The 14007-nt window shown below is 66.8% G+C and carries 12 protein-coding genes; 6 read left to right on the forward strand and 6 right to left on the reverse strand.

Annotated elements, in window-relative coordinates; translation table 11 throughout:
- Positions 1 to 25: 25 nt before the first annotated feature.
- From U0177_RS24460 to U0177_RS24475, 4 genes are all read right to left on the reverse strand, one after another.
- Positions 26 to 3607: a tetratricopeptide repeat protein gene (locus U0177_RS24460; RefSeq protein WP_409573291.1), complete on the reverse strand. Its 3582-nt coding sequence runs from the start codon at positions 3605 to 3607 to the stop codon at positions 26 to 28.
- 28 nt (positions 3608 to 3635) lie between these two features.
- On the reverse strand, positions 3636 to 4958 hold the full coding sequence (locus U0177_RS24465; protein ID WP_409573292.1) for a response regulator: 1323 nt from the start codon (positions 4956 to 4958) through the stop codon (positions 3636 to 3638).
- Positions 4959 to 5072: 114 nt separating this feature from the next.
- The gene (locus U0177_RS24470) at positions 5073 to 6017 is read right to left on the reverse strand and encodes a carbohydrate kinase family protein (RefSeq protein ID WP_409573293.1); all 945 of its coding nucleotides are present in this window, start codon (positions 6015 to 6017) and stop codon (positions 5073 to 5075) included.
- 25 nt (positions 6018 to 6042) lie between these two features.
- The gene (locus U0177_RS24475) at positions 6043 to 7173 is read right to left on the reverse strand and encodes an SPFH domain-containing protein (protein WP_409573294.1); all 1131 of its coding nucleotides are present in this window, start codon (positions 7171 to 7173) and stop codon (positions 6043 to 6045) included.
- 371 nt (positions 7174 to 7544) lie between these two features.
- Between U0177_RS24475 and fmt the strand changes: the two genes are divergently transcribed.
- The 6 genes from fmt (at position 7545) to rpmE (ending at position 11665) form a co-directional block, all read left to right on the forward strand.
- Positions 7545 to 8480, forward strand: a complete 936-nt coding sequence (fmt, locus tag U0177_RS24480) for a methionyl-tRNA formyltransferase (protein WP_409573295.1) — start codon at positions 7545 to 7547, stop codon at positions 8478 to 8480.
- A 199-nt stretch (positions 8481 to 8679) separates the two neighbouring features.
- On the forward strand, positions 8680 to 9927 hold the full coding sequence (locus tag U0177_RS24485) for a S41 family peptidase (protein ID WP_409573296.1): 1248 nt from the start codon (positions 8680 to 8682) through the stop codon (positions 9925 to 9927).
- Positions 9928 to 9985: 58 nt separating this feature from the next.
- Complete coding sequence (locus tag U0177_RS24490; protein ID WP_409573297.1) at positions 9986 to 10534, forward strand: cyclic nucleotide-binding domain-containing protein; 549 nt, start codon at positions 9986 to 9988, stop codon at positions 10532 to 10534.
- A 164-nt stretch (positions 10535 to 10698) separates the two neighbouring features.
- A complete protein-coding gene (gene rplU / locus U0177_RS24495) occupies positions 10699 to 11007 on the forward strand; it encodes a 50S ribosomal protein L21 (protein WP_409573298.1) in 309 nt (102 codons plus the stop codon).
- 55 nt (positions 11008 to 11062) lie between these two features.
- Positions 11063 to 11341, forward strand: coding sequence for a 50S ribosomal protein L27 (rpmA, locus tag U0177_RS24500; RefSeq protein WP_409573299.1), 279 nt, complete (start codon positions 11063 to 11065; stop codon positions 11339 to 11341).
- A gap of 21 nt (positions 11342 to 11362) precedes the next feature.
- Positions 11363 to 11665: a 50S ribosomal protein L31 gene (gene rpmE / locus U0177_RS24505; RefSeq protein WP_409573300.1), complete on the forward strand. Its 303-nt coding sequence runs from the start codon at positions 11363 to 11365 to the stop codon at positions 11663 to 11665.
- 97 nt (positions 11666 to 11762) lie between these two features.
- On the opposite strand, the gene U0177_RS24510 is transcribed toward rpmE, so the two are convergent.
- A complete protein-coding gene (locus U0177_RS24510) occupies positions 11763 to 12497 on the reverse strand; it encodes a PIG-L deacetylase family protein (RefSeq protein WP_409573301.1) in 735 nt (244 codons plus the stop codon).
- 448 nt (positions 12498 to 12945) lie between these two features.
- Positions 12946 to 13932 (reverse strand): MDR family oxidoreductase, encoded by a 987-nt coding sequence (locus U0177_RS24515; RefSeq protein ID WP_409573302.1) that lies wholly within the window; start codon positions 13930 to 13932, stop codon positions 12946 to 12948.
- Positions 13933 to 14007 lie beyond the last annotated feature (75 nt).

A 14007-nucleotide genomic window follows, 5' to 3' on the forward strand; every position in this document is an offset into this window, starting at 1 on the left:
ATCGATAGCCCAATGCGCCGGATAGCTATGGCTGGCTTAGCCGCGCCACGGCGCCACGCGCCTCGCCGACCCACGCGGCGTTGCCATCCTGCTCGAGCGCCGTCTGATACGACTGCACTGCGTCTTCGCGCAGGCCCAGCTGCTCTTCGGCCAGCCCGCGGTAGAAGTACGCGTCGGCGAAACTATTCGCGCGATACTTCACCGCCAGCACCAGCTCGTCGCGCGCCTGCTTGAACTTGCTCTGCGCCAGGTACACGCGGCCAAGCCAGTAGTGCGCCTCGGAAAAGTTCTCTTGGATCTTGAGCGCCGAGCCAAGGTCGCTCGCCGCGCTATCGAGCTGGTCGGTGCGCATATACAGCAGTGCGCGGCGGTAGTATGGCTCGGCGAGCTGGCCGCCGGCCTTGATCGAGCGGGTGTATGAGTCAAGCGCCGCGCTGTCGTTGCCAAGCTGCTCGTTCAGCTTGCCCTGCAGCAGTAGCGCCTCGGGGTAGTTCGGCTTGAGCTGCAGCGCCAGCGCCAGGTTTTCGCCGGCCAGATCGGGCCGGTTGGCGGCGATCTGCGCCTGGGCCAGCCCGAAGTAAGCCTCGGGGTAGCGGTTCTCGCGCAGCGCCAACGCCTGCACGTACTGGTCGATCGCGGCCTGCGGGTTGGAGTTCGGCGGGCGGACGAGCGCCTCGCCGATCCACAGGTGCGCCTCGGGCGATTTGGGCTTGATGCGCGCGGCGTCGTTGAAGTGCGCCAGCGCCGTCGCCCAGTTACCCTGTGCGCCCTGGGCGCGCCCCAGGCCAATGTAGGCATCGACGAGGTTAGCGTCGAGCTTCAGCGCGGCATCGTACTGCTGGGCGGCCACCGGAGAGTTGCCGCGCAGCAGCGCGATATCGCCAAGGCCCACCAGCGCCGCCGGGAACGCACTGCGCAGCTTCAGCGCCTCGAGCTCGGCCTGCTCGGCTGCCGGGAGCAGGTTGCGCTTCAGGTTGGCCTGCGCCAGGCCATGGTACAGGTCGGCGAGCTCAACCTGCGGCTCGGCGCTATCGCCGGCCGCCAGCGCGGCGTTGGATGTCTTCATTGAGTCGATTGCGTTCTGATACGCGGTGGCGGCATCATCGTACTCGCCATTCGCCAGCAGCACATCGCCCACGTGCTGGAGCTCGCGCGGATCGCTCGCGCCCGCTTTCAGCGCTACCTGGTACTGCTGGCCGGCTTGGACGGGCTCGCCACGGTCGGCGTACAGCCGGCCCAGCGCCAGGCGCGCCGGCACATTGCCGGAGTCCAGGTCGATCGCGTGGCTGTATGCAGCCAGCGCGCCGTCGGGGTTCTTTTGGCGCTCGAGCAGCTGGCCATACTGGTAGGCCACCTCCGAGCTATTCGGCGCGGCCTGCTGAGCGCGCTCAAGCAGCTGGCGCGCGCCGTCGGCGTCGCCCTGCTTTTCGTACAGCGCGCTGAGGGCGATCATCGCCTCGGTGTTATTCTGGTTGGCGAGCGGCAGCAGGATCTGCTCGGCTTCGGCAGCACCGCCCGGCCCGATCTGCTGTAGCACTGCGGCCAGCGCGAGCGTGTTCTGCAGGCTTGGGCGGTTCTGCGCCAGCCAGCGGCGCTGCTCGGCGGCGGCGGCCCACTCGCGATCCTCTTCGGCCAGCACGGCCAGCCGCTGGCGCGCTGGGAAGAATGCCGGGTTGTTTGCAATTGCCTGGGCCATCTGCTGCTTGGCGCGGGCGCGATCGGATGGCAGCGTCGCGAGCGCCTGGCCATACGCCGGCTCGGGGCGCCGGGGAGCCAGCGCGGCCGCCCGGTTGAACTGCGCCAGCGCGTCGTCGTTGTTGCCGCTCAGCAGCGCGCTGTTGCCCAGCAGCACGAGCGTATCGACATCGCCGGGCTGGCTCTTGAGCAAAGTTTCAAGGATGCTGCGGCCGCGGCCCACCGGCGAGCGATCGCCGACAAGCGCCGCCCATACCGACGCCAGGCCACCAGGCTTTTGCGCGCTTTGCAGCGATCCGCGCGCCAGCTCCACCAGCGCCTGCCAGCGCTGGCGCTCGCGCAGCTGCTCCTGGGCCTGCTGCGCCTGGTTGATGGCCACCTGCCCGCTGATCGGCTCGCCGGCGGCATCCTTGGTCGTCGAAAGCCGTGTCCACAGCTGCGCGGCCACCTGGGTGTCGTCCACTGCACGCCCAAGATCGCTACGCGCGCTTTCGAGCTCGCGCGTCGGGCGCACATTATTGCCAAGCAGTTCCCACAGCAGCGGGCCGCGCGCCCCGGCGCTCTGGGCCAGCGCGAGCAGTGCGCGCTGGGTTTCGGCATCGGCCTGCAGGCGCGCGCTGACGCTATTGCGCATGTCGGCGGTTGTGCCGGCGGCATCGGCAGCGGCCTGGCGCTCGGCGGCGGCAATTGCCGCGCTGGCCTGCTCAAACTGCGCATTCTGGCGGTAGGCTTCGCCCAGCGCCAGCAGCAGCGCGGCGGGCGGGTTCGCGCCGCCCAGCAGATCCGGCGAGCGCGCGATCTCAAGCGCCACGACCGCATCGGCTGTGTTGCCGCTGCTCAGCGCCTGGAGGCCAAGGTTGTAGCGCAGCACGCTCAGGTCATGGCCCTGCAGGGCCTGGATCGCCTGCTCGAACGACGCTGCCGCGCCAGCAGTATCGCCGGCGTCGTGCTGAATCGCGCCGAGGTTGTTGTACAGAAGTGCCGACTGGGCCGCGCCGCGCTCGCTCGACACGCCCAGCAGCGCGGCCTGGTACTCGCCGGTAGCTTGCTGAAACTCGCCGCGCGCCCACAGGATATTGCCGCGCAGCGCTCGCGGCAGCGTCGGCGCCAGCGCGGAGTAGTCGCTCATCAGCCGGCCAAGCCCGTCAAAGGCCGGGTCGAGCCGCCCGGCGTCGTAGTCGGCCAGCGCCCCGAGCAGGTCGCGCAGCACCGCCTGGCCGTTGATCGGGCTGCTCGCAAGCACATAGTCGGTTGGCATGGCGAAGCGCCCGGCGTAGCCGTCCCAGCCAAGCGCGGCCAGTGGCCCACGCGGCCGGTACGTCAGCACCGGCTGCAGCGTGGCGCGGTCGAGCATCCCGCCCGCCGCAATATCGCCCCACACCAGCGCATCGGCATTCTCGCGGCTCAGCAGATCGAGCGCGGCTGCCGCGTCGGCGGGCGGGTCGGCGATCGTGCGAGCGGCCACCCGCCCGCCGGTATCGTTCGGCAGCGCCGCAGCCAGCGCAGCCGCGACCTCGCGGCCAGTCTGCCCCACTGCGCCACCGGGCTCGTGGAACGGCGCCACCAGCACGACGAACTGACCGCCAGCTGGTGCCGCAGCAAGCCGGTACAGCTGCCACGCAGCCAGCAGCGCCAGCAGGCCCACCACGACAACCAGCACCAGCGCGCGCTGGCGGCCCAGCGCTAGCGCGCGATCGGCCAGGCTCGCGGCCGGCGCGGGCTCGGGTGGAACCGCGTACTCTTCGCCGTTGGATTGGATGATAGTGACACCGGTGTTTGCCGGGGGCTGGGGAGGGGGGAACAGGCGTCGCCGGAGGCGGTGGAACTGGCTCGCCAGCGACGTTCGAGCCACGAGGAGGACAACCAACACGATCAGAACCAGCAGCAGCGCAATCAGGTACTGGGATGGCATAGCTCAATCCTGCTTTTCGTCAACGCGTTCACTCCTGGCGACGTAGCGATTGGGCAACGATCGCGAGAAAATCTTCGATTTGAAAGGGCTGGCGCACGAACGCCGTGATCCCGTGCACCCGCGCCGCGGCTTCGTCGCGCTCGTCGGCGACAAGCGCCAGCAGCGGCACGCCCGGCATATCGGTCTGCAGCGAGGCGGCCAGCTCCCACAGCTGATCGCCCAGCTGCACATCGGCGACGATCAGATCGAGCTCGGGCACCTGCGAGAGCAGCACATTCGCCTCGAGCAGGCCAGCAGCCTCGAGCACCCGGTAGCCGCTCTGGTGCAGCGCCGGCCGCAGCGTCTTGCGCGGCTGGGCATTGCCGGCCACCAGCAGCACCACCGGCAGCTTGGTGCCGCGCCGCTCGGCCGGCACATCGGCCTCGCGCTCGCCGCGCACATCCACCGCGTACGAGCTGGCAGGCTCCTGCTTAGCAAACTGCTTCATCTCGGCCGCCACCCGGCTAAGCTCTTCATAATCGGCAAATGCCCGGTTGCGGTTGGTAGCCACGCCAATCGACAGCGTGATCAGCGGGAAGCGCCGCATGACCCCCTGGCGATCGATACCCTGCAAGTAGCCACGAGCGAGATCGGTGGGGTCGTACAGCAGGCGCACGCGCTCGTCGAACATCCTGATGATCGCCGCGCACAGCTCATCGAGCACCGCCGGGGTCGTCAGCACCGCGAAATCGTCGCCGCCGATATGCCCAATGAAATCCGGCCCGGTGCCGTGCGCATCGACCGCCTCGGACAGCACCTCGGCCAACAGCTTGATCACCCGGTCGCCGCGCGCCGGGCCGTAGGTATCGTTGAACGCTTTGAAATTATCGAGATCGACGTACAGGTACGCAAATTGCTCGGGCTGGCTCAGCCGGTATTTCAGCTCTTCGGTCAGCAGCACATTGCCTGGCAAGCCAGTCAGCGGGTTGCGCACCGGCTGTTGCGAGGCGCGCCGCAGGTGCCCTTTGATCCGCGCGAGCAGCTCGGGAATATTGAACGGCTTGGTAATATAATCGTCCGCGCCGGTCTCAAACCCGGTCACAACATCGTCAAGGGTCGATTTAGCTGTCAGGATCAGCATTGGCAGGTGGGCAGTGCGGGTATCGTTGCGCAGCTGCCGGATGGCCTCGTAACCGTCAAGCTGGGGCATCATCAGATCGACCAACACCAGATCGGGGACGCGTTCCTGGGCCATACGCACCAGCTGAGCGCCATTCGCCGCCAATGCAACCTCATACCCCTGACCGGTCAACACCAGCTCGAGCAACTGCCGAACGGTCAACTCGTCGTCCGCTATCAGAATGCGTGTCATAGAGTTAAAAGTTTTGAGCTTTGAGTCTTGAGTTTTGAGTTGTAATGGAAGCGTTGTAATTCAAAACTCATCGCTTGTAACTCATAACTTCTGCATAAGCCTGTACAAGCCTAGCTAGATGACCAGCTGGGCATAGAGGCTTTCCAGGCTGAGATCCTGGCGTACAGTGTCGGCCGAGTCGATCGTCAGTGTCGCGGCGCTGACACCCAGGCGCACAGCATCATCGACAGGGATATCGTTCAGCAGGGCATACACCACCGCCGCAGTCAGCGCATCGCCTGCGCCGGTCGGGTCGACGGCCTCGACTTTCAGGGCTGGCACATAGCCGCTGGAGTCGGCGGTGGCATACACCAGGCCATCGAGCCCAAGCGTAATAATGGCGATCTCAACCCCTTGCGCGATCAGCTGCTTGGCAGCCAGCGCGCCTTGCTGGGGGGTTGAAACCGGCAGGCCAGTCAGCGCTTGCGCCTCGACGGCGTTGGGCACGGCCAGGTAGAACGCGCCAATCAGCTCGCGGTAGCGCACCGCCAGGCCATACGCCACCGGGTCGAGCGCAACTGGCACGCCAGCGGCGCCGCAGATCGCCAGCAGCGCCTCGGCCGCCGGCAGCGGCACATTCGCGTCGATCACGACCATGCGCGCCTGCGCCAGCAGCTCGGCGTGATCGTGAATGTAGCCGGGCGTCAGCGCCGCCACCGCTGCGGTATCGTCGATGCCCACCACCAGCGCGCCGCCAGCGCCGAGCAGCGCCATATACGCCGCGGAGTGCTGCTCGCAGCTCATCAGCATGTGGTCGGTATTCACACCGGCCCGCTCGGTTTGCTGCACGATGATATGCCCGAAATCGTCCTGGCACACCACGCTCAGCAGCGCGGTTGGCATACCTAGGCGCGCCAGGTTCTCGGCCACGTTGCGCGCGCACCCGCCCACGCTGATGCGTACATCGCCGGGGTTCGAGGTGCCGGCCACCACATCCCCGGCGATGCGGCCCTTGATATCGAGACACGCCGCGCCCACCACCACCACGTCGGCCACCTCGGTTGTGTTTGGCTGTGCCATGGGCGTTCAGCGCCGCAGCGCCGCTCTAGGAGCGAAGCACACCGTTATCGATATAGGCGTCGGCCGCAGCGTGGATGGCGTCGACCACGATGTCGCGCAGCGCCTCGGGCGAAAGCTCCACCCCAGTCTCGCGCAGCGCCTTCACCATCTCGGCCACGCGCACCGCCTCGGCCTCGGCCTGGGCCGTGCCGGTGAGGCGAATACGCGTCGCTTCGCGCTCGGCCTTGATCTTTTCGAGCAGCGTCTCGTCTTCGCGAACATTGGCCTTGTTGATGCCCTTGGCGATATCGGGGTTGAAGTCGATTCGCTCGAAGTCGACGGCCAGCAGCTCGATGCCCCAGCGGCGCACCGCCCCGCTCAGACGCTCGCGCACCATGTCGGCCAAGGCCTCGCGGTTATTGTAGATCTCGATCACATTCTGGGCGGTGACATTATTGAAGATCACCGCGCGCACAACATCCTCGGCCTCGGCTTGCATCTGGCGGTCGATCAGCTTCTCCCAGTACACCACCTCCTGGCGGGCCTCGCCGAGCGGCTTCTTCAGCTCGTCGGCGACCTTGGCCTCGGCCTGGCTGCGGTTGGGGATGCCGCTGAGCACCTTGCGGCCCTCTTTATCGCGCACGCGGTACTCAAGGTGCACCTTGATCATGTCGACATTATGGCGCGCGCGGGTGTTGATCTTGTCGATCTGCACATCGCTGTTCAGCTCATACAGCGGCAGCTCGGCCAGCTTCACCTCGACGCCCGGCGCCAGCGGCGGCGCAATTGGGCCGTCGGCCTCGCGCACCGCGCCGGTGTAGCGGTTGGCGATCAGGATCGCCCGCTCGCGCGGCACCGTGAGCATGTTGCGCTGCGTCCACGAGAACATGGCCAGCAGCGCCAGCAGCCACACCACCGGCCCCAGCACCGTGCCGAAGGTGCCAAACAGCGCGCGCCCCAGCAGCGTGGCGGCCACCAGCGACATCAGCGCGGCAAACCCGGCCATCACGCCGATCTCGCGCCAGCTGCGGCTCTGGGCGACGATCAGGCTCACCAGCATGATCAGCACCGACAAAAACAGCACCAGGTTATTGGTGGGGATCAGGAGATAGATCACGACCAGCGAAACGAACAGAAGACCCAGAACGGCAGAGGTTGCGACGTTTTTGATAGCCATTCAGACCTCCCTTAATATGCTTGTGATTGGTATGGAGCAGCAACTGACAACGAAGCGCGCCGCCAGGCACGAGCCCGGCGCCGCAAGAGCGCATACGCCGATATTGCAGATTCTGCGCCACGGCCGGCATTGCTTGCAGGCTAGTGCGGCGCAGCGAAGCGCGACGGCGTTATCTCTTCACGGGAATTTGGTTGCTCGCAGGCCGATACCGACGCCTGAGGTGGTTGCAGCGCGCCCCCATCGCCGCGCAAGAACGCTATACTATTTACCGACGGAACGACGCATCAGATTGCGCTATGCCGCGCCGCGTTGTTGCATTATACTACAGCCCGAGCGGCGGATGCAATAGCGCCTTGAAAGGGTTTGATCGTATGCGAGTGATTTTTCTGGGCACCCCCGAGTATGCGGCCATCCCACTACGCGCGCTCGCAAGCGACCCGCGCTACCAGCTGGTAGGTGTGGTGACGCAGCCCGACCGGCCGAGCGGGCGCGGCCGCGCGCCCGAGCCGCCGCCTGTCAAGCGGGCCGCCGCCGAGCTGGGCGTCCCGGTGATCCAGCCCGAGACGCTCCGCGACCCAGCCGCCGCCGAGCAGATCGCCGCCTGGCGGCCCGACGCCGGCGTCGTGGCGGCCTACGGCGAGATCCTGCGCAAACACGTCCTGAGCCTCCCGCCGCTGGGCTACCTCAACATCCATCCCTCGCTGCTGCCGCGCTACCGCGGCCCAACGCCAGTGCACGCCGCCATCCTCAACGGCGACGCCGAGACTGGCGTCACAGTGATGCTGCTCGACGCGAAGATGGACAGCGGGCCGATCCTGGCGCAGCAGCGCGTGCCGCTGCCGCCCGACGCGCGCAACCTGCCGCTTACGCACCAGCTGTTCGAGCTTGGCTCGCAGCTGCTGCTGGGCGCGCTGGCGGGCTTCGCCGCAGGCAGCCTGGCGCCTGCGCCGCAAGACGACGCGCAGGCCAGCTACTGCAAAATGCTGCAAAAGAGCGACGGCGCGATCGACTGGAGCGCGCCGGCCGAGCAGATCGAGCGCATGACCCGGGCCTACGACCCATGGCCTGGCGCGCAGACCAACTGGGGCGGGCAGCCGTTCAAGGTCATCGCGGCGCGCGCCGAGCCAGGCTGGCGCGGGGCCGAGCCGCCCGGCACGCTGCTGGCGCGGGCGGGCGCGGCGATGGTGGCCTGCGGCGCGGGCGCGCTCGAGCTGTTGATTGTGCAGCCGGCCGGCAAGCGCCCGCTTGATGCGCAGGCGTGGCGCAATGGCCTGCGCGGCGCCGCGCCCGCGCGCTTCGGCGAATAGCCGGCTCACCATCCATTCATCCAAAACACCATGCCCGATGGTATACTACTAAAGCTACTGTGCGCGGTTTTTCCGTGCGGCGCGCGGAAAAACCGCGCCATCAAAGATTAGGCGCAGTTTGGCGCCTTACCCCGTTCGAGCAGACCAAGGAGCAGGCAACCACCTGATACATACTATGCGCCAATTGGTATCGAACATCGTGCGAATTCAGCTGCCGATCTGGCTGGTAGTGCCAATGCTGGCGCTCACGCTGGCGATCGGCCTAGGCGGCGGCTACTTCGCCGGCGAGTGGCTGCGCGGCCCGACCACCTGCCCCGAGTCGCCCGAGATCTGCACCAGCTTCGAGAACTTCTGGAAGAGCTGGAACCTCGCGCGCGACGAGTATGTCGACCCAAGCGCCGCAGTGCCGAGCAAAATGATCGACGGCGCGATCGAGGGCATGCTCGACTCGCTCGGCGACAGCGGGCACACACGCTATCTTTCGCCCGAGGCGGCCCAATCCGAGCGCGCCGAGCTTTCGGGCAAGTTCGAAGGCATTGGCGCATACATCGATGTGAAAGACGGCCAGCCGCTGATCGTGCAGCCGATGGAAGGCTCGCCGGCCGAAAAAGCCGGGCTGCGGCCCAACGACACCATCCTGAAAGTCGACGGCCAGGAAGTCCACGGCATCACCGTCTCCGAGCTGCGCAGCCGCGTGCGTGGCCCCAAGGGCACCAGTGTCACGCTGACGATCCAGCATACCGGCGAAACTCAGCCGGTTGATATCACCATCACCCGCGCCGAGATCGTTTCGCCCAGCGTGAGCTGGCGCATGCTGGCCGACAAGGTCGCGATGATTCGCCTGACCCAATTCGCCGACCGCTCGAGCGACGAGATCAAGCAGGCCCTGACCGACGCGCAGGCGCAGGGCGCCACGGCGATTTTGCTGGATCTGCGCAACAACCCCGGCGGCTACGTGAACGAGCTGGTTGGCGTGGCCAGCCAGTTCCTGCCGGCCGACACCACGGTGCTGATCGAGCAGAACCGCGCGGGCGAGCAGACGCCCTACAAAACCAGCGCCGGCGGCCTGGCCACCAGCCTGCCGCTGGTGGTGCTGGTGAACAACAACAGCGCCAGCTCGGCCGAGATCCTGGCCGGCGCGCTGAAGGATGCGGGCCGCGCGCGGCTGATTGGCGAGCCGACTTTCGGCACCGCCACGGTGCTGCGCACATACAACCTTAACGACGGCGCGCAAGTGCGCATCGGCACGACGCAGTGGCTCACGCCCAAGGGCCAGGTGGTGCGCGGCAAGGGCATCGCGCCCGACGAGCTAGTGGCGCTAGCACCCGAGGCCACGCCGCTGACGCCGGCCAACGCCGCCAACCTCGACGCCCAGGCGCTGCTGCACAGCGACGACACTCAGCTTGCGCGTGGCCTCATGGTGCTGAAAGGGCTGGCGGGCCAATAGCGAGCATGGTATACTTTTCATAGATCTCGCTATCGTCTTGCACCTGCCGGAGGCCGCCATGCCTGGTGTCGAACTGCAATCGAACAACGACGCGCTTGTGCCCGATCTCGACGCGATCAGCCAGGATCCGGCGTTTGTTGAGTTTGCCAGCCAGGCGTTGGGCGGCTCGGAGATCGCCGATGGGCTCGCGCCCGACCAGCTGGCGCGCCTGGCGGCGATCGGCCGGATGCGCGCATTTGCTGCCGGCGAGATCGTGTGCGACGAGCACGAGCACAGCGACGAGCTGTATGTCGTGGGCGGCGGCGCGGTGGAGGTATGGCTCGACCCGGCCTCGATCGGCGATACTGTGAGCACGCCGCGCCGGATCGCGACGCTCCAGATCGGCCAGGCTTGCGGCGAGCTGGCGCTGATCGACGGGGGCGTGCGCTCGGCCGAGCTGCGCGCCGGCCCGCACGGCGCGCGCCTCATGGCCTTCGGGCGGCAGCAGCTGCTGGCGCTGTGCGACGCCGACACCGCGATCGGCTACCGAATCATGCGCAACCTCGCCGGCGCGCTGGCGCTGCGGCTGCGCCTGCAGGATATGCGGCTCTACTCGAGCGAGCTGTAGCGCCCAACCAATTTGACAGAGCCGGCACGCTTTGCTATAATCAGGCGCAGTCTGATGCGAGGGCTCTCCATCCAGAGAGTGGCTGGTCCACTCTTTTTTCGTGTGAAGAACGTTTCGGGGGCGGACGATGCGCCCCGGTCACGCCAGTATTGAGGAGCTGCGTCGTGTACGCAATTATTCGTGATCGCGGGATGCAGTACCGCGTCGAAGAAGGCCAAGTACTTCAGATCGCCCTGCTCGACGCCGAGGTTGGCAGCCAGGTTGAGCTTGGCGAAGTGCTGATGGTCGGCGGCGACACGCCCACGGTTGGCACGCCGGTTGTGGCGGGCGCCAAAGTGCTGGCAAAAGTTGTCGGCACCGACAAGGGCGATAAGATCATCGTCTTCAAGTACAAGAACAAGAAGCGCTACCGCCGGCGGACGGGCCATCGCCAGCAGTACACCACGGTATCGATCAGCCAGATCGTCGGCTAGCGGCCAGGTGTGAGAGCAAACCCGCGGCGCACCGCGTATGATAACGGAGGCAATAATGGCGCATAAAAAAGGTGTCGGCAGCTCGCGCAACGGCCGCGACAGCAAGCCGAAAATGCTGGGCGTGAAGCGCTATGGCGGCCAGCACGTGCAGGCCGGCGAAATTATTGTGCGCCAGCGCGGCACGAAGATCAAGCCTGGCGTGAATGTCGGCCTCGGCCGCGACCACACGATCTACGCGATGGTCGAGGGCGTCGTCACGTTCGAGCACTACTCGCGCACGCAGCGGCAGGTGAGCGTCTACAGCGCGCCGGCGGCCGAGAGCGCGGCGGCCTAACTTACAACCTGGAGAATTTCCGTGAAAGATACTATTCATCCGAAGGTGTTCAACACCACGATCGTCTGCACCACCTGCGGCACTAACTGGCCGACGCAGTCGACCCGGCAGAACATCCGCGTCGACATCTGCTCGCATTGCCACCCGTTCTACACCGGCGAGCAGCGCATCGTCGACACCGCCGGGCAGGTCGACCGCTTCATGAAGCGGCTGCAGAGCAGCCAGGCCCAGCAGGCCGACGCCGCGCGCCGCCGCGAAGAGAAGAACAAGCCTGCGCCCAAGAAGCCCAGCCTGTTGAAAGAGATCTACGGCGACGAGGCGTAAGGCCCGGCCGCGATTTCGCATAGCAACTCGAAGCCCCGCCGATGCGCGCATCGGCGGGGCTTTTGGCTGGGACGCGCCGGCCTTCGGGCGCGGCGAGCTAGCCGTTCTCGGTGCGGTGAAACACCTCGGCGGCGGCCATCTCGTGGGCCTTGCCCGTTTCGGCGGCCCAAGCGCGCAGGCGCGGCTCAAGCTCGGGCATGCGCGGGCCAAGCTGGCTAACATGCGCCGCCAGCGCGGCGATCTTGGCGTCGAGCGTGGCCGAGATATCGACGGCGTGGTTGATCTCGGGCGCGCCCATGACATACAGCTCGCGCACCTTGTGTGGCGCCAGCCCCTCGTCGAGCAGCTCGGGGAAATCCCAGGGGTTCTGGCAGGCGGGGTAAAGCGCGGCGATCGTCGCCTCGCCGGCGGCCAGATGGTCGGGGTGATGGCGGCCGATCGGGTAGGCTGGCTTCCAGGTACGCTCGGGCGACTGGCAGAGCACGCGGGTCGGCCGGTAGCGGCGCATCAGGCGCACCAGATCGCGCCGCAAGTCGATGGTTGGCTGCAGCAAGCCATCGGGCCGGTCGAGAAAAATCACGTCTTTGACACCCAGAATACGAGCGGCCTCGCGCTGCTCGGCCTTGCGCGTATCGGTGATCTGCTTGCGCGCGGCCGGCCCGACATCGGTGGCCTCGTCGGCGCCGCCGCCCGATGCGTCGGTGCAGATCACAAAGTAGATCTCCCAGCCCTCGCGCGCCCACGCCGCCACCGACCCGGCGCAGCCAAACTCGGCATCGTCGGGGTGGGCAACTATCACCATCGCGATGCGCGGCAGCTCCTGCTCGCTCATGAGACATTCCTTCATACTGTGTCGCGGTACCGCGCTACAGTATACCACCTGGCTGCGGCTGCCGGCACATCATAGCAACTCCGTTTGATGCCTTTCTTTTTTTCACTTATACCAACTCCGTTTGATCACTTATAGAGTGTGTTGCACTACATGGCTTCGCCACGTAGTGCAACACAATAAGAAGGTGCGGCTTCGCCGCCCCCAAACCCCCACCAAAGTGTAAGTAATCAAGCGAATTTGGTATTACAGGACAAACGCGGTCACCTGCGATATTGGCTCCTTCTGCCTGCGGCAGCATGGTACTTCGCTTTCTTTTGTGCTGAGAAGGTGGCGCTTTGCGCCACCTTCTCAGCACCATTACATGAAAAAGTACCGCTCTGGCGAAGGCTGAGGGCGCCAAGCGTTTGCCCTAAGATTATGTTGCACTACGTGGCTTCGCCGCTTGGTCTCAGGTGCCGACGTTCACCACCACCCGGCCGCGCACCTGGCCGTCGAGAATAGCCGCGGCGAGCGCCGGCACGTCGCGCAGCGTGGCATCGTGGATCATACGCTCAAGCAGATCGGCCGGGAGGTCGCGGGCGAGCCGCGCCCACGCGGCCGGCCGGCGCTCGGCGGGGAACATAACCGACTCGATGCCGAGCAGATTGACGCCGCGCAGAATAAACGGGAACACCGTGGTATTCAGATCGGCGCCCCCGGCATTGCCGCAGGCAGCCACGCTGCCGCCATAGGCCGTGGCGCGCAGCGCCGCCGCCAGCGTGGCCCCGCCTACGGTATCGACCACGCCGCCCCAGCGCTCGCTCTCGAGCGGGCGGCCCTCGGCCGGCAGGCGCCCGATCACCTCGGCGGCACCCAGGCTGCGCAGGTAGTCGGCGGCGTCGGCGCGGCCGCTCGACGCGACCACGCGGTGGCCTGCGCGGGCCAGCAAGGCCACCGCCACGCTGCCCACGCCGCCGGCCGCGCCGGTGACGAGCAGATCGCGGCCGGGCGCCAGCCCGTGGGCCTCGAGCGCCAGCACAGACAGCATGGCGGTGAAGCCGGCCGTGCCGATCGCCATAGCCGCGCGCGTGTCCAGGCCATCCGGCAGCGGCACCAGCCAGTCGCCGCGCACGCGCGCGCGCTGGGCCAGGCCGCCCCAGTGGCGCTCGCCGACGCCCCAGCCGGTGAGCACCACCGCATCGCCGGGCTGAAAGCCAGGGTGCTGCGACTCGGCCACGGTGCCGGCGAAGTCGATACCCGGCACCATCGGGAACTGACGGATGACCTTGCCACGGCCGGTGATCGCCAGCCCATCCTTGTAGTTCAGGCTCGAAAAGGCCACATCGACCAGCACATCGCCAGCTGGCAGCGCGTCGGCGGCCAGCGAGCGGATCTCGGCGACAGTGGCGCCATCGCGCTGTTCGAGCACCAGCGCTTGAAATAGCTCGTTTGTCATAGCTTCCCCTGATTACTTACACTTTGGCGGGGGTTTGGGGTGGCTTCGCCGCCCCAAACTTCTTTTTCTTAGGAG

This window comes from Kouleothrix sp. (assembly GCF_046328425.1).
Classification (GTDB): Bacteria; Chloroflexota; Chloroflexia; order Chloroflexales; family Roseiflexaceae; genus Kouleothrix.